This window comes from Amycolatopsis sp. NPDC039088 (assembly GCF_055598845.1).
In genome coordinates this window covers 72890-99083 of sequence record NZ_JBVKAE010000003.1, presented here as the reverse complement: position 1 = coordinate 99083, position 26194 = coordinate 72890, and the positions used below count along the sequence as shown (strand labels likewise).

The following is a 26194-nucleotide window of genomic DNA, read 5'->3' as shown; positions in this document are numbered from 1 at the left end:
CGCAGACGACGTTCAGCGCTTTTGAATGGTGGAGGCAATTCCGATGAACCGCGGCTTTCCCCTGACTCCGGCCCAGAAGGGGATCTGGCTCGCTCAGCAGCTCGACCCGGCCGACCCGGTCTACACGATCGGCTGGGTCGCGGAGCTTCGAGGCGACCTCGACGTCGCCCGGCTGCGTGAGGCCGTCGGGCGCGCGGTCGCGGAGGCGGAGTGCCTGCACGTCACGGTCGGCTTCGAGCACGGCGAGCCGGTCCAGCTTCCGGCAACGCCGGGTGAGGCCGCCGTCCTGGACTTCACCGGCGAGCCGGATCCGGAGCGGGCGGCCGACGAATGGGCGCGGGCGGAACTGACCGTGGTGGCCGACCTCGCGCGAGGCCCACTCACCGCGCACGCGCTGCTGGTGCTGGCCGAGGACCGGGTCCGCTGGTTCCAGCGCTACCACCATCTGGTGATGGACGCGCACGGGCAGGCGGTCCTGACCCGCCGTGCGGCGGCTCTCTACTCGGGCAGTGTCGAAGAGGTTTCCTGGCCGCTTTCGGGGCTGGCCGAGAGCGACTATGACGGAACAGCCGACCAGGCTTACTGGGCAGGCGAACTCGCGGGCAGGCCGAACCCGGTGCGGCTGCTCGAACGCGCGTCCTCCGGCCCGGTCCGGCTGCGAAGGCACTCCTGGGAGCTGACGGCGGCGGAGACCGGTCACCTGCGGAAGTTCGCGCTCGACGCTGGAACGAGGCTGTCCCGGGTCGCGATCGCCGCGGTGGCGGCGTACGCCCACCGGGTGACCGGAGCCGAAGACCTCGTCCTCGGCCTCCCGGTCACCGCGCGCACCACCCGCGCCCTGCGTGAGCAGCCGGGGATGGTGTCCAACGTCCTGCCGCTGCGGCTGACCGTGCGGCCCGAGACGACGCCGTCGCGCCTGGTCGCCCAGGTCGCCGAGAAGGTCTCCGCGCTGCTGGAGCACAGCCGGTACCGCGGCGAGGACCTCGCGCGGGAACTCGGCGCGAGCGGCGGGGTGCACGAACTCGTCGGGCTGAGCGTGAACTTCATGGCCGTGGACGGCGAACTCGCGTTCGGCGACGCGAGCGCCACCGTGCACAACCTCGAACTCGGACCGATCAGCGACGTCGCCATCGCCGTCTACGACGCCGGTGAAGGCCGGGGCCTGCGCTTCGACTTCGATGCCGACGCGGCCGTGTCCTCGGACGACGAGCTGGCCGAGCACCGCCGCCGGTTCGCCACGGTGCTGGCCGACCTGGTGACGCGGCCGGAGCTGCCGCTGGCCGCGATCGACCTGCTTTCGGCCGAGGAACGGGCCAAGGTGCTGGAGTTCGGGACCGCGGTGGCGGATTCGCCGGAAGTGTCCTGGCCGGAGGCGTTCGACCGGGTCGTGGCGCGGAAGCCGGACGCCGAGGCCGTCGTCTGCGAGGACGTCCGGCTGACCTACGCCGAGGTCGACGCCGCCGCCAACCGGCTCGCCCGGCTGCTGCGGAGCCGGGGTGTCGGTGACGAGGACGTCGTCGCGGTCGCGATGCCGCGATCGGCGGACCTGATCGTCGCACTCCTGGCCGTCATGAAGGCCGGGGCGGCTTACCTCCCGCTCGACCTCGACCATCCCGAAGACCGCGTCGCGTACATGCTTTCCCACGCCGGTGCGGGCGTCGTCGTGTCCACAAAGGACGAGGCGGCGCAATTGCCGTCCAGTGTGGACGTCGAACGGGTCCGTCTCGACGATCCGGCGATCGCCGCCGAACTCGCGACCTTCGACGCGTCCACTGTGGACGTGAGCGGGATAGCGCTCGACCGCGCGGCGTACGTCATCTACACCTCGGGCTCGACCGGGAAGCCGAAGGGCGTGGTCCTGTCCCACGACGGGATCGGCAGCCTGATCAGCACGGCGACCGAACGGATCGGCATCGGCCCCGGCAGCCGGGTCGTGCAGTTCGCCTCGACCGGGTTCGACGTGACGGTCTGGGACCTGGTCATGTCGCTGTGCGTCGGTGGAACGCTGATCGTGGTGCCGTCACACCGCCGGGTCGCGGGTGTCGAGCTCACCGGCTACATCGCCGAGCACGAGGCGACGCACATGATCCTGCCGCCGTCGCTGGTCGCGGCACTGCCGCCGGACTGCGAACTGCCGAAGGGCGCGGTGCTGATCGTCGGCACCGAAACCGTCCCGCCGGAACTGATCGCGCGCTGGGCCGAAGATCTGCGGGTCGTCGCCGCGTACGGGCTGACCGAGGCGACGGTGAACTCGACATTGTGGGCGGCCGAGCCCGGCTGGACCGGGCCGATCCCGATCGGCCGACCGGATCCGAACACCCGCTGCTACGTCCTCGACACCGCGCTGCGGCCGGTGCCGGCCGGCGTCGAAGGCGAGCTGTACGTCGGCGGCCGCGGTCTCGCGCGGGGTTACGCCGGACGGCCGGGCCTGTCCGCGGAGCGCTTCGTGGCCGACCCCTTCGCCGGTGGCGGCGAGCGGATGTACCGCACCGGTGACCGGGTCCGCTGGCGTGCCGACGGCGATCTCGACTTCCTCGGCCGCACCGACCACCAGGTCAAGATCCGCGGCTTCCGGATCGAACCGGGGGAGGTCGAATCCGCGCTGGCCGCGTACCCCGGGGTCGACCGGATCGCCGTCGTGCCCCGCGAGGTCAAGCCGGGCGACCGGCGGCTGGTGGCGTATTTCGTCCCGGAGACGGGCGGTTCGCCGTCGCTGTCGAAGGACCTGCGCGGCCACGCGGAATCGGTGCTGCCGCACTACATGGTGCCGTCCGCGTTCGTGGAACTCGACCGGCTGCCGATCATGCCGAACGGCAAACTGGACCGCACTTCGCTGCCCCTGCCCGATTTCGGTGCCGCCGCCACCGGCCGTGCACCGCGGACCGAGCGGGAACGGATCCTGTGCGACGTCGTCGCGCGGGTTCTCGGGCTGGCCTCGGCCGGTGCCGACGACGACTTCTTCTCCCTCGGCGGCGACAGCATCCTGTCCATCCGGCTGGTGCTCGGAGCCGCGGAACAAGGACTCGTCATCACCCCACGCCAGGTGTTCCAGCACCGGACGCCCGAGGCGCTGGCCGCGTGCGCGGAAATCCTGCCCGGTGAGTCCACTGTGGATGAGCGACCGTTGCTCGAGCTGACCGACGCCGAACGCGCGTCACTCGCCGAGTACGCCGACGTCCTGCCCGTGACGCCGTTGCAGGAAGGCTTCTTCTTCCACGCGGAGTTCGAAGGTGGATCGGCCGCCGACATCTACACCGTCCAGGAGGTGCTGCGCCTCGAAGGGCCGGTCGACGCCGTCGCGCTGCGCCGGTCGGTGCAGGCGTTGCTGGACCGGTATTCGTCGCTGCGGTCCGGTTTCCGGCAGCTCGACGGCGGACAGGTCGTCCAGCTGGTGACCCGGCATGCCGAACTGCCCTGGCGCGAGGTGGCCGCCGAGGACGCCGCGGAAGCCTTCGAGGCCGATCGCGCGCGCCGGTTCGACTTCGCCCGGCCGCCTCTCCTGCGGGCGGCCTTCGCCCGGCTCGGTGAAGACCGGGCCGAACTGGCGCTGACGTTCCACCACATCATCGCCGACGGCTGGTCGGTCGTGGTGCTGCTCCGCGAGCTGCTGGCGGCCTACGCGGGAGTGGACGACCCACGCCCGGAGGTGGACTCCCGAACGGACCACCTGCGGCGGCTCGCGGCGCGCGACCACGAGGCCTCCCGCGAAGCCTGGCGGACGGCGTTGTCCGGAGTGGACGAACCCACGCGGCTGATCGAAGCATCGGCCACCGGCGAGCGGCGGCCGTCGCGGTTGCGACTGAGCCTCGGCGGGCGGGCGACGGCGGAGCTGTCCGCCATGGCCCGGACGCACGGCCTCACCCTCGGTACCGTCCTGCACGGCGCCTGGGGGCTTCTGCTCGGCGGCCTCACCGGCCGCGACGACGTCCTGTTCGGCAGCACCGTCTCCGGCCGTGACACCGGCGCCGCCGGTCTCGAATCGGCGGTCGGCCTGTACATCAACACGGTGCCGGTGCGGCTGCGCTGGGCCGGTTCCGAAACGGTCGCGTCGGTGCTGCGGCGGCTGCAGGACGAGCAGTCGGCACTGCTGGAGCACCAACATCTCGGCCTCGGCGAACTGCAGCGCATCGCCGGTGCCGGACAGGAAGAACTGTTCGACACGCTCGTCGTCGTCGAGAACTTCCCGCGTGACGAGGAGCGCGTGGATCCGTCCGGAACCGTCCGTCTCACCGGCGTCGAGGTCACCGACGCGGTGCATTTCCCGGTCGCGCTGATCGTGACCCCGGGCGAGGACCTGGAGTTCAGCCTCAAATTCGACGCCGCCCGGATCGACGCGGTCGCGGCCGGGCAGCTCGCGGAACGGTTCGCCCGGCTGCTGGAGACGCTGACCGCGAACCCGGCGCTGCCGGTCGCGGCCGTCGATCTGCTGTCGCCCGCCGAACGCGGCCGTCTGACCGAACTGAACGCCACCGCGCATCCGGTGCCGGAGCGCACGCTGGCCGAGGCCTTCGCCGAGCAGGTCGTCAGGACGCCGTCCGCGACAGCGGTGGTGTTCAAGGACACCGAACTGTCCTATGCGGACCTCGACGTCCGCGCGGAGGCGCTGGCCCGTCGGTTGCGTTCGGCGGGGGCCGGTCCCGAACAGGTCGTCGCCGTCGCCGTGCCGAGGTCGGCCGAGCTGATGGTCGCCCTGCTGGGCGTCCTCAAGGCCGGGGCCGCGTATCTGCCGATCGACCTCGACTACCCGGCCGATCGGCTCGAATACATGCTCGCCGATTCCGGCGCGCGTCTCGTCGTCTCCGAACCCGGGACGGCTTCGCGCATCCCTGCCGTCGCCGGGCTCGACCACGTTTCCGTGACCGGCCAGGCCGACGTCGGCGACGTCTCGCGCGCACCCGCCGGCCCGGACAACACCGCCTATCTGCTCTACACCTCCGGTTCGACCGGGCGGCCGAAGGGCGTGGCGGTCACCCATCGCGCGATCGTCAACCGGCTCGCGTGGATGCAGCACGAGTACCGGCTCACCGCGTCGGACCGGGTGCTGCAGAAGACACCGTCGAGTTTCGACGTCTCCGTCTGGGAGTTCTTCTGGGCGCTCTGCGAAGGCGCCGCGGTGGTGCTGGCCGAACCGGACGGCCACCGCGACCCGGCATATCTCGCCCGGGTGATCCGGGAGCGTGGGATCACCACCCTGCACTTCGTGCCGTCGATGCTCTCCGCGTTCCTGGGCAGCGAAGACGTCACCGAAGACCTCGGCTGGACCCGCTCCCTGCGCCGCGTGTTCTCCAGCGGGGAGGCATTGACCGGCGAGATCGCCGCCCGCTGGCGCTCGCTCACCGGGGTCCCGCTGCACAACCTCTACGGCCCGACTGAGGCCGCGGTGGACGTGACCTTCTTCGGCACCACCGGGATCGAGGGCGCGACCGTCCCCATCGGACGTCCAGTGTGGAACACGCGTCTGCACGTCCTTGACGGCCACCTCCGTCCGGTTCCCGACGGCGTGGCGGGTGAGCTGTACCTCGCCGGCGTCCAGCTGGCCCGTGGCTACCACGGCCGTCCGTCGCTGACCGCCGAACGGTTCGTCGCCGATCCCTTCGGAGAACCGGGGCAGCGGCTGTACCGCACCGGGGACCTGGTCCGGCGCCGCGCCGACGGCGAGATCGAGTACCTCGGCCGCACCGACCGGCAGGTGAAGATCCGCGGCAACCGGATCGAACTCGGCGAGATCGAGGCCGTACTCGCCGCGCAACCCGGCGTCACCGCCGCCACGGTCGTGGCGAAGGACGGTGCGCTGATCGGCTACGTGGCCGGTGCCGCGGACCCGGAGCGGCTGCGTGCCGCGGTGAGCGAGGCGTTGCCCGCTCCGATGGTCCCGCGCTCGCTCGTGGTCCTCGACGAGTTCCCCTTGACCCCCAGCGGAAAGCTCGACGTCCGGGCCTTGCCCGCGCCCGAAATCGGGCAGCCCGCGATCGCGCCGTCCGGGAATGAGCAGGAACGCGCGCTCGCGCGGATCTTCGCGGACGTCCTGGGACTGGACACTGTGGACGTTCACGGGGACTTCTTCCTGCTGGGCGGCGACAGCATCTCCTCGATCGCCGTGTCGAGCCGTGCCCGCCGGGCCGGTTTCGAGCTCAGCCCCAAGGACGTGTTCGAACTCCGGACCCCGGCCGCGCTCGCCGCCACCGGTCTGGCGGCCGAACCGGATCCGGTGGCGGACGGCGACGGAGTCGGTACGCTTCCGCTCCTGCCCGAGGTACTCCGGATCCGGGAGCTGGGTTCCGCGGTGCAACCGGAGTCCGTCGTCCTGACGGTGCCGTCGGAGGCCGACGTCGAGACGCTCGCCGCTGCTCTGCAACTGGTCCTCGACCACCACGACGGCCTGCGGCTCGAACTTTCGCGGGTCGTTTCGGTGCTGTGGTCGCTCGAAGTCCGTCCACAAGGGACGGTCCAGGCGACGGACCTGCTTCGCCACGCGACCGGCTCCCTCGAAGACGAATACCGGAACGCCGTCGCCAGGCTGGAGGACAGCCTGCTGCAGGCCGTCTGGTTCGACGAGCCTGCCCGGCTGCTCCTGGTAGCGCATCCGGTACTGCTGGAAGCGCGGGACTGGACGACGCTGGCGGCCGATCTCGCCACCGCTTGGCGCGCCGTGACCGAGGGCCACGCGCCCGTATTCATGCCGGTGGAGACCTCGTTGAGGACCATCGCCCGCCGGATCACCGGGGGCGCGCAGGATCCCGCGCTGCTCGGCGAAGTCGGCCACTGGAGCGAGACACTGGCTGCCGGTGCTTTCGAGATCCCCACCGCCGGTGAAGTCGCCGAACGCCGGATCACCCTGTCCGTCGAGGACACGCGGACGCTCGTCGGCCCGCTGCCCTCCGCTGTGCACGGCGACGTGACCGACGTCCTCCTGACCGCGCTGAAAGCCGCCGTCGACGGTGACCTCCTCGTCGATCTCCATGGACGAGAGGACGACGTCTCGCACACGGTCGGCGCGCTGACCTCGGTCCGCCCGGTGCGGATCACCGCCACCGGCGAACCGCTCGCGCTGCTCAAGGCCGTCAAGGAAACCGTCCGGAAGACGCCCGACGGTTACGGTCTGCTGCGCTACCTCAACGCGCAGACCGTGCCGCTGTTCACCGGCCTCGCCCGGCCGCGGATCGCCCTTCGGTATGAGGGCCGTGTCCCCGCCGGAGCGGGGGAGTGGCAGGTCCCCGGGTACGCCGCGGTCCCGCCGCCAGGTGACCATGTCCTGCGGATCGGGGTCGCCTGCGAGGACACCGAGACCGGACCGAGGCTGGCCGCGACGTTCGCGGGTCCGGCCGAAGCGCTCGCCGTCGCCGACCGCTGGGCCGACGCCATGGCCGGACTCGCGGCGGTGGACACCGGCGCGCCGGTGGGGCTCACACCGTCCGACCTCGAACTGGTGTCGCTGACCCAGGAGGAGATCACCCGCGTCGAGAAGGTCAGCCCGGTGCCGGTCGCCGACATCTGGCCGCTGTCGCCGCTGCAGGAAGGGCTGTTCTTCCACTCCAGCTACAACTCCGACCGGGTCGACATCTACACGATCCAGGAAGCGATCGACTTCGACCACCGGCTGGACGCCGACCGGTTGCGGACGGCGGTGTCCGCGTTGCTCCGCCGGATCCCGAGTCTCGGTGCCGGTTTCACCAGCGACGGGCTGCGCGGTCCGGTGCAGTTCGTCGCGTCCGCCGTCGAACCTCCGGTGTCCGAAGTGGATCTTTCGGGTCTGTCCGAAGACGAACGACAGGCCCGGCTCGACGAGCTGATGGCCGAGGACCGGGCCACCCGGTTCGACCTCGGTGCCCCGCCGCTGTTCCGGTTGAAGCTGGTGCGGCTCGGGGACGGACGCGACCGCGTCGTGCTGAACCGGCACCTGCTGCTGTGGGACGGCTGGTCGGCCTGGCTCTTCATCGAGCAGCTGTTCGCGCTGTACGACCTCGGCGGGGACGACCGGACGCTGCCCGCTGCCGGGTCCTATGTGGACTTCCTCCGCTGGCTGGCCCGGCAGGACATCGAGACCGCCACGAATGCCTGGCGCGAAGCACTGTCCGGGCTCGCGGAGCCGACCGTCATCGGACCGGACGGCCAGGACCTGGTCCCGGCCACCCCGGTCAACCTGGACACCGTGCTGCCCGGCGACCTGGGTCGTCGGCTCCGTGAGCAGGCCCGGCGGCACGGTCTGACCGTCAACTCCGTGCTCAATGCCGCGTGGGGCCTGGTCCTGTCGACCATGACCGGGCGGCACGACGTCGTGTTCGGCGCCGCGGTCGCGGGCAGGCCGGCCGCCGTGCCCGACATCGAGAACACCATCGGGCTGTTCCTCAACACCGTGCCTGCCAGGGTCCGGCTCGACCCGGGCGAGTCCGTCCTGGACCTGGTGCGGCGCCTGCAGTCCGAGCGGATGGACCTGACGCCGTACGAGTTCATGAGCCTCGGTGTCCTGCAACGGGAAGCCGGGCATCGGGTCCTGTTCGACACGCTTTTCGTGCTGCGCAACGCGGACGGCGACGAGCGGCGCGAGGGCCTCCGTCACCGGCACGGCATCACCGGCCTGCTCAACATCGATGCGACCCACTACCCGTTGACGCTGGTGGTGACGCCGGGCGAGGAAACGCGGATCACGCTGTCCTACCGGGACGACGTGATCGACACGGACGAAGCCGCCTCGGTGTTGGGCCGGTTCACCTCACTGGTCGAGCAGATCGTCGCCGATCCGGCGAAACCTGTCGGCGCGCTCGCCACGGTGTCCGCAGAGGACCGCGCCGCGCTCGAAGCGGGCTGGGCCGAGACCGAGCACCCGGTGATCGAGGACACGATCGCGGATCTGCTCGCCGCGCAGGCGGAGCGGACTCCGGACGCGACCGCCCTGGTGTTCGGTGAGGAGCAGCTGACCTACGCCGAACTCGACGCGCGCATCAACCGGATGGCCCGGCTCCTGCTGTCAAAGGGGGCAGCGCCGGAACAGGTGATCGCGCTCGGCCTGCCGCGCTCGATCGACATGGTCGTCGCGTTGTTCGCCGTGCTGCGGACCGGCGCGGCGTACCTGCCGCTGGAACTCGACTATCCGGCCGACCGGCTCGCGGTGATGCTGGCCGACGCCCGGCCGCTGTGCCTGGTGTCCACAAAGGACGTATCGGCGGCACTGCCCGATGACGTCCCTCGTGTCCTGGTCGACGACCACGAAGACAGGGCGTTCGGCGAGGGCCCGATCTCCGACGCCGAACGCCCGCTGTTCGCCCGCGGCCGGGCGGACCGCATGGAGCACCCGGCGTACGTCATTTACACCTCGGGCTCCACGGGCAAGCCCAAGGGCGTCGTCACGCCGTATCGCGGCCTGACGAACATGCAGCTCAACCACCAGGGCGCGATCTTCGCCCCGGCCATCGCGTCGGCGGGCGGACGGCGGCTGCGGATCGCGCACACCGTGTCGTTCGCCTTCGACATGTCCTGGGAAGAGCTGCTGTGGCTCGTCGAAGGGCATGAGGTCCACGTTTGCGACGAGGAACTGCGGCGGGACGCGCGGGCACTCGTGGCGTACTGCGACGAGCACGAGGTCGACGTCGTCAACGTGACGCCGACGTACGCCCACCTGCTGATCGAGGAAGGGCTGCTGGAGGACGGGGAGGGACGGCATCGGCCCGCGCTCGTGCTGCTCGGTGGTGAGGCCGTCTCGGAGTCGGTGTGGAACCGGCTGCGCGACACCGACGGGACCTACGGTTACAACCTGTACGGCCCCACCGAATACACGATCAACACCCTCGGCGGCGGGACGACCGACAGCGACACCCCGACCGTCGGCAAGCCGATCTGGAACACCCGCGCCTACATCGTCGACGCCTGGCTGCGGCCGGTTCCGGACGGTGTCGCGGGTGAGCTCTACATCGCGGGCGAGGGCCTGGCCCGTGGCTATCTCGGCCGGCCCGGCCTGACCGCCGAGCGGTTCGTCGCCGACCCGTTCGCCGTCGGCGGCGGGCGGATGTACCGCACCGGCGACCTGGTGCGGCGGCGCCCGGACGGCAACCTGGACTTCCTCGGCCGGACCGACGACCAGGTCAAGATCCGCGGTTACCGCGTGGAACTCGGCGAGATCGAGACCGCGCTCAGCCGGTATCCGGAGGTCGCGCAGGCCGCCGTCATCGCCCGGCCGGATCCGTCTGCGCCGGGGCTGCAGCGGCTCATCGGTTACGTCGTCCCGGCCGAACTGAGCGGGGACGCGCGCGCCGAGGCGGAGGCCGACCAGGTCGGCGAATGGCAGCAGATCTACTCGGACGAGTACACCGAGATCCCGACCGCGTTGTTCACCGAGGACTTCGCGGGCTGGGACTCCAGCTACGACGGCGATCCCATCCCGCTGGAGCACATGCGGGAATGGCGGCAGGCGACCGTCGACCGGATCGCCGAACTGAAGCCGGAGCGGGTGCTGGAGATCGGCGTCGGCACCGGTCTGCTGATGGGGCAGATCGCGCCCCTCGCGCGCGAGTACTGGGGCACCGACCTCGCCGCGCCGGTCATCGCGAAGCTGAACCGGGAGCTGGAGCGCGATCCGGAGCTGGCGGCGAAGGTGAACCTGCGCGCCCAGCCGGCGCACGTGTTCGACGGCCTGCCCGCCGGCCGGTTCGACACGATCGTGATCAACTCCGTCATCCAGTACTTCCCGAGCGTCGACTATCTGACCGGCGTCATCACCAAGGCGATCGGCCTGCTCGCCCCCGGCGGCACGCTGTTCGTCGGCGACGTCCGGAACCTGCGTCTCGCGCGCTCCTTCCACACCGCGATCCAGCTGACCCGCGCCGACGCGACATCCGACGTCGCCCAGGTGCGGCGGGCGATCGAACGCGGTGCCGCGCTGGAGAAGGAACTGCTGATCGACCCGGACTACTTCACCGCGCTCGCGCGGCGCCTGCCGGACGTCGCGGCGCAGGTCCGGATCAAACGCGCCCGGCTGCACAACGAGCTGAGCCGGTACCGCTACGACGCCGTCCTGGTGAAGGAGCCCGCGCGGACCTTCTCGGTCGCGCAGGCACCGCGTCTGACCTGGGACGAGGCCGGTTCGCTCGCCGCGGTGGAGGAACGGCTGGCGGACGCGGAAACCCTGCGGGTGAGCCGGATCCCGGACGCCCGGCAGCTGCCCGAGGTCGAGGCGACCCGGGCACTGGACGCCGGTGCGCCGCTCATCGACGTCCTGGAGCGTTTCCGGGCCGCCGACGGCATCGAGCCGGAGGACGTGCACGAACTCGGCGAACGGCTCGGCTACCGCGTGCACACGACCTGGTCCGCGGACGGCGCCTTCGAAGCCGTGTTCGTCCACAAGGGACAGCCGGACGCGCTGATCACCGATGTGCACCTGCCGGTCTCGGTCGGCACGAACCTGGCCAAGTACGCCACGAGCCCGACTTCGGCGCGTGGTGGCGGCGAACTGGTGCAACGCCTGCGGGACCGGCTGAAGACGGAGCTGCCCGACTACATGGTCCCGGCCGCGTTCGTCACCCTCGGCAGCCTGCCGTTGACCGACAACGGCAAGCTCAACGTGCGGGCGCTGCCGGACGCCGATCCGGCGGTCCGGCGCACCGAAAGCCGCCCGGCCGAGACCGCCGAGGAAGAAACGCTGTGCGCGCTCTTCGCCGAGGTCCTCGGACTGGACGGTGTCGGCGTCGAGGACAACTTCTTCGACCTCGGCGGCCACTCGCTGCTCGCGACCCGGCTCATCAGCCGGGCCAGGACCGAACTCGGGGCCGAACTGGCCATCCGTGACCTGTTCGAGGCACCGACGGTCGCCGAACTGGCCGCCCGCGTCGGCGGCGGCGAACCGGCGCGGCCGGCGGTGGTGCGTGCCGAACGCCCGGATCGGATCCCGCTTTCGTCCGCGCAGCGAAGCCTCTGGCTGGTCGACCGGATGGAAGCGAACGCGGTCGCCTACAACTTCCCGCTGACCTTCCGGTTGCGTGGCGAGCTGGACTTCGGCGCCTTGCGCGCCGCGCTGGGCGACGTACTCGGCAGGCACGAGGTCCTGCGGACCGTCATCGCCGAGGACGATGGGGAGCCCTACCAGCGCGTTCTCGACGCGCCGGAGATCCCGTTCGCCGTCGAGGAGTGCGACGAGGCCGGGCTGGACGCCCGCGTCGCCGAGCTGTCACGGACGCCCTTCGATCTCGCCCGCGAGATCCCGGTCCGGCTGAGGGTGCTGCGGCTCGGCGCCCAAGACCAGGTGATCTCGCTGGTCCTGCACCACAGCGCGACCGACGAATGGTCCGACCGCCTGTTGCTCGACGATCTGAACTCGGCCTATCAGTCCCGGCTCGCCGGCGGCGCTCCCGGGTGGACGGACCTGCCGGTGCAGTACGCGGACTTCGCTCTGTGGCAGAAGGACTTCCTCGATCAGCGTGGGGCCGAGCAGATCGCCTTCTGGGCGGACGCCCTGCGCGGCGCACCGGACGAGCTGACGCTGCCACTGGACCGTCCGCGTCCGCTCCGGCCGACCGGCCGAGGTGGAAAGGTCAAGTTCCGGCTGCCCCACGAGCTGTCGGCCGCCGTGCGTGACCTGGCGGCGAAAGCGGGAGCGAGCCCGTTCATGGTGCTGCAAGCCGCTGTGGCCGCGCTGCTGCACCGCACCGGCGCCGGGGATGACATCGCGCTCGGCGCCCCGATCGCGGGACGCACCGACGCGGCGCTCGACGACCTCGTCGGGTTCTTCGTGAACACTCTCGTCCTGCGGACCGACCTGTCGGGTGAGCCGACGTTCGCCGAACTGCTCGACAGGGTGCGCGAGGCGGATCTCGCCGCGTTCTCGCACGGTGACCTGCCGTTCGAGCGCGTCGTCGAAGAACTGAACCCGCCCCGCGTCCCGGGTCGCAACCCGCTGTTCCAGGTGATGGTGGGCTACCACCGGCAAACCGGCGCCCACGACGTGCTCGGCCTGCCGGCCGAGTGGTTCGAGATGGACACCGGCATGGCGAAGTTCGACCTGCACTTCACGATGGTCGACGACGAGAACACCGCCACGCTGATGCTGGAGTACGCCGAAGACCTCGCCGACGCGGCGACGGCCCGACGGCTGCTCGACCGGCTCGCGTCCCTGCTGGAGCAGGCCACCGCCGAACCGGACCGGCCCGTCGGCGCGCTCGACGTCCTCGTCGGCGACGAACTCGCGCGGGTGACCGAATGGAACCGCACGGCTCGTGAAGTCCCGGTGACGACGCTGCCGGAGTTGTTCGAGGCTCAGGTGGCGCGGACGCCGGAGGCTCCCGCTGTGGTGTTCGAGGGTGTCTCGCTTTCTTACGAGGAGTTCAACGCGCGGGTGAACCAGCTGGCGCGGTGGCTGGTCGAGCAGGGTGTGGGTGTGGAGTCGGTGGTGGCGGTGTCGCTGCCGCGGTCGATCGATCTGGTGGTCGCGTTGTACGCGGTGCACAAGGCGGGCGGGGCTTACCTGCCGGTCGACCGCGACTACCCGGCGGATCGCATCGTCTTCATGCTCGAAGACGCCGCCCCCGCGGTGGTTCTGGAGACCCTGCCTGATCTCGACGGCTACTCCGGCGAGAACCTGGGCCGCGTTGTCGATCCGAAGTCTCCGGCCTACGTGATCTATACGTCGGGTTCGACGGGGCGTCCCAAGGGCGTCGTGGTGCCGCACTCCGGCATCGTGAACCGTCTGCTGTGGATGCAAGATGAGTACGGTCTGACCGCCGATGACCGGGTGCTGCAGAAGACGCCGTCGAGTTTCGATGTGTCGGTGTGGGAGTTCTTCTGGCCGCTGATCACCGGCGCCACCCTGGTGGTCGCGAAGCCCGAAGGACACAAGGACCCGGCCTACCTGGCGGACCTGATCCGCACGGCGGGGATCACCACCGTCCACTTTGTCCCTTCGATGCTCGCGGTGTTCCTGGAGACGGCGGAGTGCACCGGATTGCGGCGCGTCATCTGCAGTGGTGAGGCGCTGCCGTCCGAGCTGGCCGCCCGCGTGGACGTCCCGGTGTACAACCTCTACGGCCCGACCGAAGCGTCGGTCGACGTGACCGCCTGGCCCGCCGGTGCTTCGGTGACGCCGACCGTCCCGATCGGACGTCCGGTGTGGAACACGCGGACCTATGTGCTGGACGCCCGGTTGAACCCGGTCCCGCCGGGTGTCCCCGGTGAGCTCTATCTCGCCGGTGCGCAGCTCGCCCGCGGGTACCAGGCCCGGCCGGGCCTGACCGCCGAGCGGTTCGTCGCCGACCCGTTCGGCGGCGCGGGGGAGCGCATGTACCGGACCGGTGACCTCGCGCGCTGGTCCGTCGACGGGGTCCTGGAGTTCCTGGGCCGCGTCGACGACCAGGTCAAGATCCGCGGCTTCCGGGTCGAGCTCGGCGAAGTCGAGGCGACACTGACCGCTTCGGGGTCTGTCACGCGTGCCGTGGTCGTGGCCAGGGAAGACCGGCTCGTGGCCTACGTCGTGGGGTCCGCTAGTGGCCTTCGGGAGGAGGTTGCGGCGAAGCTGCCCGAGCACATGGTTCCGTCGGCGTTCATCGTCCTCGACGAGATCCCGCTGACCCCGAACGGCAAACTCGACCGCAAAGCACTTCCGGCACCCGAGTTCGCGACCACCGAGGGCCGCGAACCGCGGAACGCGCGGGAAGAGGCGTTGTGCGCGTTGTTCGCCGACGTGCTCGACGTGGACCGGGTCGGGATCGATGACGACTTCTTCGCGCTCGGCGGGCATTCGCTGCTGGTGATGCGCCTGGTCAGCCGGATCTCGGCGGGTCTGGACGCGACGGTGTCGGTCCGTGATGTCTTCGACGCGCCCACGGTGGCCGCGCTGGCCGCACGGCTCGCCGGACCGTCGGCAAGGCCGGCCCTGAGCGCCGGACCACGCCCGGACGTGCTGCCGCTTTCGCCCGCGCAGCAACGGTTGTGGTTCCTGTACCGGCTCGAAGGGGTCACACGGACGTACAACATCCCGCTCGCCTGGCGCCTGCACGGCGAACTGGACACCGGCGCGCTGCGCGCGGCGATCGGCGACGTCGTCGAGCGGCACGAAACGCTCAGGACCGTGTTCGTGGAGGAGGAAGGCGTCGCGGCGCAGCGGATCTTGGCCGACGCGCGACCGGAGATCCGCTTCTCCGACGCGACGGACCTCCCTGCCCAGCTGTCCGCCGAAGTCGGGCGCGGCTTCGCTCTCGACGAGGAACTCCCGATCCGGGCCACCGTGTTCGTGGTCTCACCGACGGAACACGTGCTCCTGCTGGTGCTGCACCACGTGGCGACGGACGAGTGGTCGCAGGGACCGCTGATGACCGATCTCGCCACGGCGTACGAGTCGAGGCTGACCGGTAACGCTCCACAGTGGACCGAACTCCCGGTCCAGTACGCGGACTACGCCCTGTGGCAACGGGAACTGCTTGACTCGACAGCCGCCGAGCACCTCGAGTTCTGGCGGACCACGCTGGCCGGGCTGCCGGACGAACTCGCCCTGCCGACGGACCGGCCGCGGCCGTCGGAATCGAGTCACCGCGGCGGTCTGGTGACCTTCCCGATCGACGCCGCGCTCACCGGACGGCTGCGCGAGGTCGCCCGCCGGCACGACGTCAGCATGTTCATGCTGGCGCAGGCCGCGGTCGCGGCGCTGCTGCACCGCCTCGGCGCCGGGGACGACATCCCGCTCGGCGCACCGAGTTCCGGCCGCACCGACGAACGGCTGGAGCCACTGGTCGGGTTCTTCGTGAACTCGCTCGTGCTGCGCACCGACCTGTCCGGCGAACCGGCGTTCGGCGACCTGCTGTCACGGGTGCGCGCGGCGGACCTGGCCGCTTTCGAGCACCAGGACCTGCCGTTCGAGCGGCTGGTCGACGCGGTCAACCCGGAACGTTCGCTGGCCAGGCACCCGTTGTTCCAGGTGATGGTGGTCTACCTGCCCGAATCGGGCGATGGGCTGGAGCTGTCCGGCCTCCGTGCGGATCAGGAGGACTTCGCGCAGGGGATCGCCAAGTTCGATCTCGAGTTCGGGTTCCTGGAGAACACCGATGGGATCTCCGGCGCGATCGAGTACAGCGCCGACCTGTTCGACGAGAGCACGGCCGAGGCGATCGGGCGGCGGCTGGTCGCCGTCCTGGAGCAGGTGGCCGCCGATCCCGCGATCGCGGTCGGCGCGCTCGACGTCGTCGACGAGGACGAGCGCGTTCTGCTCGAACGCTGGAACGACACCGCGCACGACGTTCCGGCGGCGACGTTGCCGGAGTTGTTCGAGGCTCAGGTGGCGCGAACGCCGGACGCTCCTGCCGTGGTGTTCGAGGGCGTCTCGCTTTCCTACGGTGAGTTCAACGCGCGGGCGAATCGGTTGGCGCGGTGGCTGGTCGAGCGGGGCGTGGGTGCGGAGTCGGTGGTGGCGGTGTCGCTGCCGCGGTCGATCGATCTGGTCGTCGCGTTGTACGCCGTGCACAAAGCCGGTGGCGCCTACCTGCCGCTGGACACGGACTACCCGGCCGACCGGTTGGCGTTCATGCTCGAAGACGCGGCCCCCGCCGTGGTTCTCGACACCCTGCCTGATCTCGGCGGCTACTCCGGCGAGAATCTCGGCCGCGTCGTGGATCCGAAGTCCCCGGCGTACGTGATCTACACGTCGGGTTCTACCGGTCGTCCCAAGGGTGTCGTGGTGCCTCATGAAGGCATCGTGAACCGTCTACTGTGGATGCAGGACGAGTTCGGTCTTACGGCGGATGATCGGGTGTTGCAGAAGACGCCGTCGAGTTTCGATGTGTCGGTGTGGGAGTTCTTCTGGCCGCTCATCACCGGCGCCACGCTGGTGGTCGCCAAACCGGACGGGCACCGGGATCCGCGGTACCTCGAGACGGTGATCCGCGATCAGCGGATCACGACCCTGCACTTCGTCCCCTCGATGCTGGAGGCGTTCCTCGCCGAGGAGCCGGAGTGGCACGGCGTGCGCCGGGTCCTGTGCAGTGGCGAGGCGCTCCCGCCGGAACTGGCGGCCCGCGTGGACGTCCCGCTGCACAACCTCTACGGACCGACCGAAGCTTCGGTCGACGTGACCTCGTGGGAGGTCGTCGACGACACCGTCCCCATTGGACGTCCAGTGTGGAACACCCACACGTATGTCCTGGATGCCCGGCTCCAGCCGGTTCCGCCGGGTGTCGCCGGTGAGCTGTACCTGGCGGGGACGCAGCTGGCGCGGGGTTACCTCGGGCGGGCGGGCTTGACGTCCGGACGGTTCGTGGCGAACCCGTTCGCGGCGGGGGAGCGGATGTACCGCACCGGTGACCTCGCGCGGTGGCGGTCCGACGGCGTCCTCGATTACCTGGGCCGGATCGACGACCAGGTCAAGCTGCGCGGCTTCCGGATCGAGCTGGGAGAGATCGAGTCCGTGCTCTCCCGGCGGGTTCCCGCGCGGGTGGTCCTGCGCGAAGGCAGGCTCGTCGCCTACCTCGCCGGCCCGGCCGACGTCGAGGACCTCCGGCGGCAGGCGGAGGCCGCGCTGCCGGAGTACATGGTGCCGTCGGCGTTCGTGGTGCTGGACGAATTCCCCTTGACCCCCAACGGGAAGCTCGACCGCAAGGCACTGCCGGCCCCGGACTTCGCCGAAGCCGTGTCCGGTGACGCACCGCGCACTCCGCGGGAGGAACTGCTCGCGTCGCTCGTCGCAGGCGTCCTCGGACTGGACAAGGTCGGCATCCACGACGACTTCTTCCGCCTCGGTGGCGACAGCATCGTCGCGATGCAGCTCGTCGGCCGTGTACGGACCGCCGGGTTGTTGCTCAGCCCGCGTGACGTCTTCCGGCACCGCACAGTCGCCGCCTTGGCCGAGGTCAGTACGGTGCGGCTCGACGCGCCCGCGTCGGTGAGCGGGAAGCCGTTGGTGGACCTCGACGAGGGCGAACGCGCCGAGATCCTCGAAGTCGCACCGGGTACGGCCGAGGTATGGCCGCTGACGCCGTTGCAGGCGGGATTGCTCTTCCACGCGACGATGGACGGCGACGGCCCGGACGTCTACACCGTTCAGGTCTCCTTCGAGCTCGACGGACCGCTCGACCCGCGGCGGCTTCAGGAGGCGGCTCAGGCACTCGTCGACCGGCACGCCGTGCTGCGCACCGGCTACCGCTACCTGGCATCCGGTCGTCCGGTCGCGCTCGTGGCGCGCTCGGTCACGGTTCCCTGGCGTTTCGTGGAATCGGACGCTGACATCGAGGCGGAGCTGGCTCACGATCGGCGCCGGTTCGATCCGGCGGTCGCGCCGGTGCTGCGGTTCCTGTTGCTGGCGATGCCGGACGGGCGGCACCGGCTGGTGTTCACCCACCAGCACGTCCTGCTCGACGGCTGGTCGGTTCCGCAGCTGTTCGCGGAGCTGTCCCAGCTGTACGCGGGCGCGGACCTGGCGCCCGCCAGGCAGTACCGCGACCATCTCGGCTGGCTCGGAGACCAGGATCGCGAGGCGGCCGAGGCCGCTTGGCGGCGGGCGCTCGACGGGCTGACCGAACCGACCCACCTCGTCCCGCACGACCCCCAGCGAGCACCGGCGTTGCCGGAGCGCCTGACCCTGGAGCTGCCGGAGCAGGCGACCGCCGCGCTGGCCGGACTGGCCCGCTCGCGAGGGCTGACCCTCAACACCCTCGTCCAGACGGCGTGGAGCATCGTGCTCGGCAAGCTGACCGGGCGGTCGGACGTCGTATTCGGCGCGACGGTCGCCGGGCGCCCGCCCGACCTGGCCGGGGTCGAGCGGATGATCGGCCTGTTCATCAACACGATCCCGGTGCGGATCGCGGTCGACCCCGCCGAAAAGCTGAGTACGCTGCTCGGCCGGGTCCAGGACGAACAGGCCGGCCTGCTGGCGCACCAGCATCTCGGTCTCGCCGACATCCAGCGCGGTGCCGGGCTCGGCGAGCTGTTCGACACGCTGATGGTGTTCGAGAGCTACCCGGGTGCGGAGGAGGACGAGACCGGTGCCGGGCTGCGCGGGGAGATCGTGCGTCACGAGGACTCCACGCATTATCCGCTCACGTGGGCGGTGGAACCCGGCGCGAGGCTGAAGCTCACCGCCGAGTACCGCGCCGATCTGTTCGATGCCGGTATGCCGGAGCGGCTCCCGGTCGCGATGGAGCGGGTGCTGACCGCGATGGTGTCCGATGTGGACACTCTCGTCGGCCGGGTGGGCATCCTGGCCGAGACCGAACTCGACCGGATCCTGCGTGACGGGACGGGTGCTTCCATAGCTGTCGAACCGTCCACTGTGGCCGGTTTGTTCGAGGCGCAGGTCCGGCGTTCGCCCGACGCGGTCGCGGTGGTGTCCGGCGACGTCACCTGGACCTTCACCGAGCTGAACGAGCGCGCCAACCGGCTCGGCCGGGCGCTGGTCGCGCACGGCGTCGGTCCGGAGGACTTCGTCGCACTGGCCTTGCCGCGGTCGGCGGACGTGCTGCTGGCGATCCTCGCCGTGCACAAGGCGGGTGCGGCGTACCTGCCGCTCGACCCGGACTACCCGGCCGAGCGGCTGGCCGCGATGCTGGCCGACGCGCGGCCCAAGGTGCTCCTGACCGAACCCGAGCTGCTGGAGTCGCTGCCCCGGACCGGGATCGAGACGCTCGCGCTGTGTGCGCTCGTCACCGAGGACAGGCTCGCGCACGACCTGACCGATCGGGACCGCGTCCGCCCGCTCGTCCCGGAACATCCGGCGTACGTGATCTACACGTCGGGTTCGACGGGGACGCCCAAGGGTGTCGTCGTCCCGCATCGCGGCGTGGTGAACCTGTTCCACAGCCACCGCGCCACGCTGCACCGGCCCGCCGTCGAAGCCACCGGCAAAGCGCATCTGCGGGTGGGGCACGCCTGGTCGTTCTCCTTCGACGCCTCCTGGCAGCCGCAACTGTGGCTGCTCGACGGGCACGCCGTGCACATCGTGGACGAGGAGACCCGGCGCGACCCCGAACTGCTGGCCGCGATGATCGAGCGGGACGGCTTCGACTTCATCGAGGTCACACCGTCGTTCTTCGCGCAGATGGCGGACGCCGGCCTGCTCGACGGCGACCGGTGCCCGCTGGCCGTGATCGGCGTCGGCGGCGAGGCGGTACCGGAGAGTCTGTGGCGACGTCTGGCCACTCTGGACGGAACCGAGGCCTTCAACCTGTACGGGCCAACGGAGTCCACAGTGGACGCGTTGATCGCGCGGATCGGCGACAGCGGGAAGCCGCTGGTCGGCCGTCCGGTCGCGAACACCCGCGCCTACGTGCTGGACGCGGCGTTGCGGCCGGTGCCGCCCGGTGTCACCGGTGAGCTGTACCTCGCCGGTGCCGGTCTCGCCCGCGGCTACCTCGGACGGGCGGCGCTGACCTCGGAGCGATTCGTGGCCGATCCGTTCGGTCCGGCCGGCGCGCGGATGTATCGCACCGGCGACCTCGCCCGGTGGACCGCGGACGGACGGCTGGACTTCGGCGGGCGCGCCGACGATCAGGCGAAGATCCGTGGCTTCCGGGTCGAACCCGGCGAGATCGAAGCCGTGCTGGAGCGGCACGACGAGGTCGCGCAGGCCGTCGTCCTGGTGCGTGAGGACCGGCCGCGGGTCAAACAGCTGGTGGCCTACGTGGTGTCCACTGTGGAGCACGCGGAACTGCGGCGGTTCGTGACCGAGACGTTGCCGGACTACATGGTCCCGGCGGCGTTCGTCACCCTCGACGCGCTTCCGGTGCTGTCCAACGGGAAGCTGGACCGTAAGGCGCTGCCCGCGCCGGACTACACGGAGCTGGCCGGTGGCCGCGCGCCGGAGACCGACCGGGAGAAGACGCTGTGCGCCCTCTTCGCGGAAGTGCTCGACGTACCGGAACTCGGCGCCGACGACGACTTCTTCGCCCTCGGCGGGGACAGTATCGTCGCCATGCGGCTGGTCAGCCGGGCCCGCGCGGCCGGACTCAAGATCACGCCGCATGACGTGTTCGCGCACCGGACGGTCGAGGGCTTGGCCGAGGTCGCGGTGAGCGTGGCGGACGACAGCGCGATCGCGCTGACGCCGATCATGCACGCGCTGCGCGAACTGGGCGGGCCGATCGCCGGATACCACCAGGCCGCCCTGGTGCGGACGCCGTCCGGGATGACCGGCGAGCAGCTGGAGAAGGTGCTCGGCGCGGTCGTCGCGCGGCACGACATGCTGCGTGCCCGGCTCGACCGGTCGGTGGACGGCTGGGCGCTCCGGGTGGCCGAATCCGTCGACGTCCTCATCGACCGTGTCGACGTCGGGGAGGGCGACCTGTTCGCTCAGATCGAGCGGCACGCCGAACCGACCCGGGCCCGGCTCGACCCGGACGCCGGAGTGATGCTGAGCGCGACCTGGTTCGACACGGGGGACTCCGGTCCTGGCAGGCTGCTGCTGATGGTCCACCACCTGGCGATCGACGGCGTCTCGTGGCGAATCCTGTTGCCGGACCTCGCTTCGGCCTGGGCAGCGGTCGCCGCCGGTCGTGAACCAGACTTGTCCTCTGTGGACACTTCGTTCCGGCGGTGGTCGCGGGCACTGTCCGAACAGGACCGCGCGGGTGAACTGGACCTGTGGAAGTCGGTACTGGGCGGTGGGGATCCCCTCCCGCTGGACCGGCCGCTGGACCACGGACGTGACGTGACGGCCACGGTGAAGAAGGTGTCGCTGGCACTGCCCGCCGAACGGACGGCCCCGCTGCTGTCCCGCGTGCCGTCGGCGTTCGGGGCGACGATCAACGACGTCCTGCTGACCGGGCTCGCGCTCGCCGTCGCCCGGTGGCGCCGGGATGAGGGCCGCGCGGTGCTGGTCGATGTCGAGGGGCACGGCCGCGAGGAGGAACTGGCCGGTGGCGCGGATCTTTCGCGGACGGTCGGCTGGTTCACCAGTGTCGTGCCGGTGTGCCTCGATGTGGGCGACCTCGACCTGGACGACGCGTTCGCGGGCGGAGCCTCCGCCGGCGCCGCGCTCGAACGGGTACGGGCGCACCTCGCCGGGCTGCCGGACGCGGGGATCGGGCACGGGCTGCTCCGGTACCTGGACCCGCGTACCGGCCCCGAACTGGCAGCGTTCGCGAAGCCGCAGATCGAGTTCAACTACCTGGGCCGGATCGGCGTCCCCGAGGCGACGGACTGGTCGTACGCCGCGGAGGCCGAGGCGGCGGAACTCGGGGCAGACGACGAGATGCCGGTCTCGCACGCGCTGACGATCAACGTCCTGACCGAGGATCGCCCCGGCGGTCCCGAACTGAACGCGCAATGGTCCTGGCCGGAGGCCGTACTGACCGAAGCGTCGGTGCGGGAACTGGCGGAGGGCTGGTTCCTCGCGCTCGACGCGCTCACCCGCCGGGCTGATTCACCGGCCACGAAGAAGGAGAACAAGGAATGACGAACCCGTTCGAGAACCCTGACGGCACGTACCTGGTGCTGGTCAACGACGAGGGACAGCACAGCCTGTGGCCCGAGTTCGTCGAGGTCCCGGCGGGCTGGACCACGAAGTTCGGCCCGGCATCGCGGCCGGAGTGCCTCGAATACGTCGAGACCAACTGGACGGACCTGCGTCCCGCTTCGCTCGTCAAGGCCATGGAGTCCTGACCGCGGTGGGGCTCGTGAGTGATTTGGGCCGTTAGGCCGACAACTTGTTTATGACACACCAGGTTTGTGACTGTCCGTGTCATGACCCGGACAGTCATTACACAAGCGATCATCTACCTACGACTCTCTGACCTGCGCCAGGAGGATCTGAACGAGGACGGCACCGGCAAGACGTTCGGTGACCGGGAGCGGAGGCTCCGCGAGCTCGCTGACCGGTGGGGCTGGCAAGTCGTGAAGGTCGTAGTCGAGAACGACGTCGACCCGAAGACCGGCAAAGCCCGACCGGCTTCAGCGTTCAAGCGCCGCAAGGTCACGCTGCCCGACGGCTCCACTGTGATGCGCGTCATCCGCCCTGGATACAGGGGCATCCTGAGGGACCTGAAAGCAGGTGTCGCGAATGGCCTGCTGGCCGAAGACCTGGACCGGGTGCTGCGCGATCCGCGAGATCTCGAAGACCTGATCGACGTGGCCGAGGCGAAGAGGATCAACGTCAGGTCCCTCACCGGGAGCCTGACTCTGACCGACGGCGGGACCGACGCCGAGATCACCCTCGCGCGGGCCATGGTCGCGTTCGCGAACAAGTCGTCACGGGACACCTCCCGCCGCGTCTCCCTCGGACGTGAGCGGAAGGCCATCGCGGGCGAGCACGGCGGGGGCATCCGGCCCTTCGGGTTCGCCGAGGACGGGGTCACGCCGCTCGAAGGCGAATCCGACTTACTCGCCTACGCCTCCATGCGCGTCCTCCAGTTGAACAAGCACACGAAGAAGCCGTGGACCCTAGCAGCGCTCGCGGCCGAGGCGCGGGACGCCGAGATTGTGACGAGCACGGGACTGCCGATGACGGCGGGTGCCCTGCGCGAGCTGCTGGTGCGTCCACGGAACATGGGCGTCCTCGTCCACAGCGGCGAAGAGGTCGGCAAGCTCCCCGGCAAGCCGATCGTGGACCCCGAGATCTTCCGAGCTGTCGTCCGGCTCCTGACCGATCCCGCGCGTCGCTGCAATCCGCCGGGGCGGCCCCCACGGTGGCTCGGGTCGGGCATCTACGGGTGCGGCATTCATCTGGACGGCACGACGTGCAATGTAGGCATCGGTGACCGCTCGCCCCGGTACAAGTGCAAGCGCAGCTCTCATCTGACGCGGAACGCGGCCCATCTCGACGCTTTCGTGCAGGCAACCCTTCTTCAACGGATCGCGAGAGACCGAACGCTGGTCGAACAGTTCGTATACGAGGCGGAGAAGAGGCCCGCCGTGGATCTGGGTGCCCTGCGGTCTGAAGCTGAGGCAATCCGGGTCGAGCTGGACGGGTTCGCCGAGGACCGCATTCGCGGTCGGATCACACGATCTCAGATGTTGAGAGGAACCGAATTAGGTCTGCTTCGGCTGGAGGCGATCGATCAGCAGATTCGGGACGCGGCCGCCGTGGACTCTCCTCTCGTTCAGTTTATCGAAGTGAAAGACGTGGCTAAGCTGTGGAATTCGCAACCGTTGAGCGTCCGGCGCTTCGTTCTCAGCACTTTGCTGGAGGTCACGATCAAGCCGGTGGGCCGTACCGGTCACGCGTTCGACCCAAAGTCTGTTGACCTGCGGTTCAAGGCGCCGGACGAGCAGATGAGGGCGTGACGGTGCCGCCGATCGGGTGATCCGGTCAGCGGACCTTATCCGATTACAACTGCTCCATTCGGAGTACCTGCGAGAAAGTAAGTAGCGAGACGGCATTCTTCTCCCCTGGCCGTCGCGCTACTTACTCTCCAGATACATAAAGAGGACGTTTATCACCCGATCATGTCACCGTATGTCATTCGGTTGCCGGGTTGATCATCGGCTTGTAAAACTCCAGTTACCCCTCGCAACGCAATGGAATTACACGATGAGTGGAACCACGACAGGAAGTGTTGCCTCACATGGTGACCCGCCACCGGGCGCTGATCGTCTTCATGAACGAAGACGAAGACCAGCGCGCATCTCCAGGCGGCCCGACGGCCGCCACGATGTACGAAGTCGATCTTGACGCGGACGAAGCAGGGGTGGTCTGCCGTCTGCTCCGCAACCGAGGGAAGGGAGAGTCCCACGAAGCAGATGACGCCACGATCAGGGCGTGGGCGCTACGGCGGAAGCTGCCGGTCAGTGCCCGCGGGCGAGTTCCCGCACAGATCCGCCGGCAGTACGACCAGGCGCACTCCGATCCACCTCGTCCGGACACAGTGGCCGATGCCAGCTCGGATCAGGGGGATCAGGAGAACGTGGTCCAGCTGAAGCGCCGCCAAGACGGCGCCGATACGTAGCCGGGAGAGAGATGGCACAGAAGATCGAAACCATCGTCAGTTATGTCGATGACGTGGATCCCTCGCATGAGGCGACCACGGCCCGGACGTTCGAGGTGGGCGCCCGGTCCTACGTCATCGACCTAGGCGAGGAGAACGCCGCGAGGATCGACGATGACTTCGCGGAGTGGATGACAGGCTGGCGGAAACGCACGTTTACGTACAACCGCAAGCAATACACGCGGTGGCTGCGGCCGGACGAAGTCGAGCGTTTCGACGCCATGACGTCGTACTGGGCGAAGGCGGCCCGGAGGCTGAAAGATGACGAGGCCAGCCAAGATGGCCATCTGGCGATTGACGGCCGCTCCGGTGGCCCGTTGCCGACCATCAACCCAGTACCCGTGCAAGGCCAATCCTGGTGGATGGACCCGCCGCGCCCGCTGAGCCGGGAAACGGCCCGGCGCTTCTCGGAGGCTCGCCGGACAGTTAGGGAGTGGGCGAAGCACAACGGGTGGGACGACCTCGGTACTCGAGGAATCGTTCCCAAGGCCGCCTACGAGGACTGGTTCGACAAGGTCTGGTCCACGATGGCTGACCCGTCCTGGGAGGGCCTGGCGCAGCATCCCCCCTCGTCAGGTGCCGGGAAGGCCAGCAAGCCTCGCAGGCGGGCTAAATGAGCAGAGCACGAACGCGATTGGACACGATGACCTTGCACGAGGACGCGGAGATCACGGACCCCGATGAGTATCTGCGCAATAACCCCCGGTTCGCGAAATGCCGCAAAGGGCACGCCTTCCCGCACGAGGACGACGTAGATCTGCTGGAGGCGTACAACGACGCGGAGGCGACACACGAGAAGACGTTCGTGTGTGGCCGATGCAAGGCCAAGAAGCGCGAGCGGTTCCACGTCGTCCTGCGACGTGGGCGGGTCGTGAGCTATGTCAGGTTGGACAACCGCTCGGACTACAGCGAGGCGGAAGGCTACCTCGCGAAGGGCGTGAGAATCAGCCGGGCCTATGCGACCGAGGTCTCCGTCCGCGCCGAATTGGAGGACTTGGCATCGGCCGGGACGACAGTTCGCCATCATCGTCGCCGCAGGAAAGCGATGCCGCCCACGGCGTCGACGCAACGGCAGTCAGGCAGGAAGGCCGCCGTCGCCTGACCCCAGGCAGAAGGCGGTCGGGCATGTGAGACGCGCCTCCAGCCCAGCTTGACGCAGGCGGAGGTGTCGGGGTCGCGAGTGCTGTAGGGGGCATCGACGGAGATCTCGTAATCCGGCCCGGACAGAGGTTCAACGAGATCCCCGTCGTTCTCGCGGCTCTGAGATGGGAGTCCGGCAAGTCACCGGCGACGGGGCTTGCCGGACTCCCAAGGGT

General features: G+C 69.8%; 6 protein-coding genes. All 6 read left to right on the top strand.

What is annotated here, in order from left to right; genetic code table 11:
- Positions 1-43 precede the first annotated feature (43 nt).
- The 6 genes from ACZ7KI_RS05300 to ACZ7KI_RS05275 all read left to right on the top strand — a co-directional run bounded on the left by ACZ7KI_RS05300 (position 44) and on the right by ACZ7KI_RS05275 (position 25980).
- A complete protein-coding gene (locus tag ACZ7KI_RS05300) occupies positions 44-22351 on the top strand; it encodes a non-ribosomal peptide synthase/polyketide synthase (RefSeq protein WP_470271953.1) in 22308 nt (7435 codons plus the stop codon).
- Positions 22348-22557 carry an MbtH family protein gene (locus ACZ7KI_RS05295; protein WP_007029404.1) on the top strand — a complete coding sequence of 70 codons (210 nt, stop codon included), beginning with the start codon at positions 22348-22350 and terminating at the stop codon, positions 22555-22557. Before ACZ7KI_RS05300 ends, ACZ7KI_RS05295 begins: the two co-directional genes overlap by 4 nt.
- Before the next feature lie 81 nt (positions 22558-22638).
- Positions 22639-24177: a recombinase family protein gene (locus tag ACZ7KI_RS05290; RefSeq protein ID WP_470271952.1), complete on the top strand. Its 1539-nt coding sequence runs from the start codon at positions 22639-22641 to the stop codon at positions 24175-24177.
- Between the two features lie 281 nt (positions 24178-24458).
- A complete protein-coding gene (locus ACZ7KI_RS05285) occupies positions 24459-24839 on the top strand; it encodes an Lsr2 family DNA-binding protein (protein WP_470271951.1) in 381 nt (126 codons plus the stop codon).
- Between the two features lie 11 nt (positions 24840-24850).
- On the top strand, positions 24851-25495 hold the full coding sequence (locus ACZ7KI_RS05280; protein ID WP_470271950.1) for an Lsr2 dimerization domain-containing protein: 645 nt from the start codon (positions 24851-24853) through the stop codon (positions 25493-25495).
- Positions 25492-25980, top strand: coding sequence for a hypothetical protein (locus ACZ7KI_RS05275; protein WP_470271949.1), 489 nt, complete (start codon positions 25492-25494; stop codon positions 25978-25980). The genes ACZ7KI_RS05280 and ACZ7KI_RS05275 overlap by 4 nt, the downstream gene beginning before the upstream one ends.
- Positions 25981-26194: the final 214 nt, after the last annotated feature.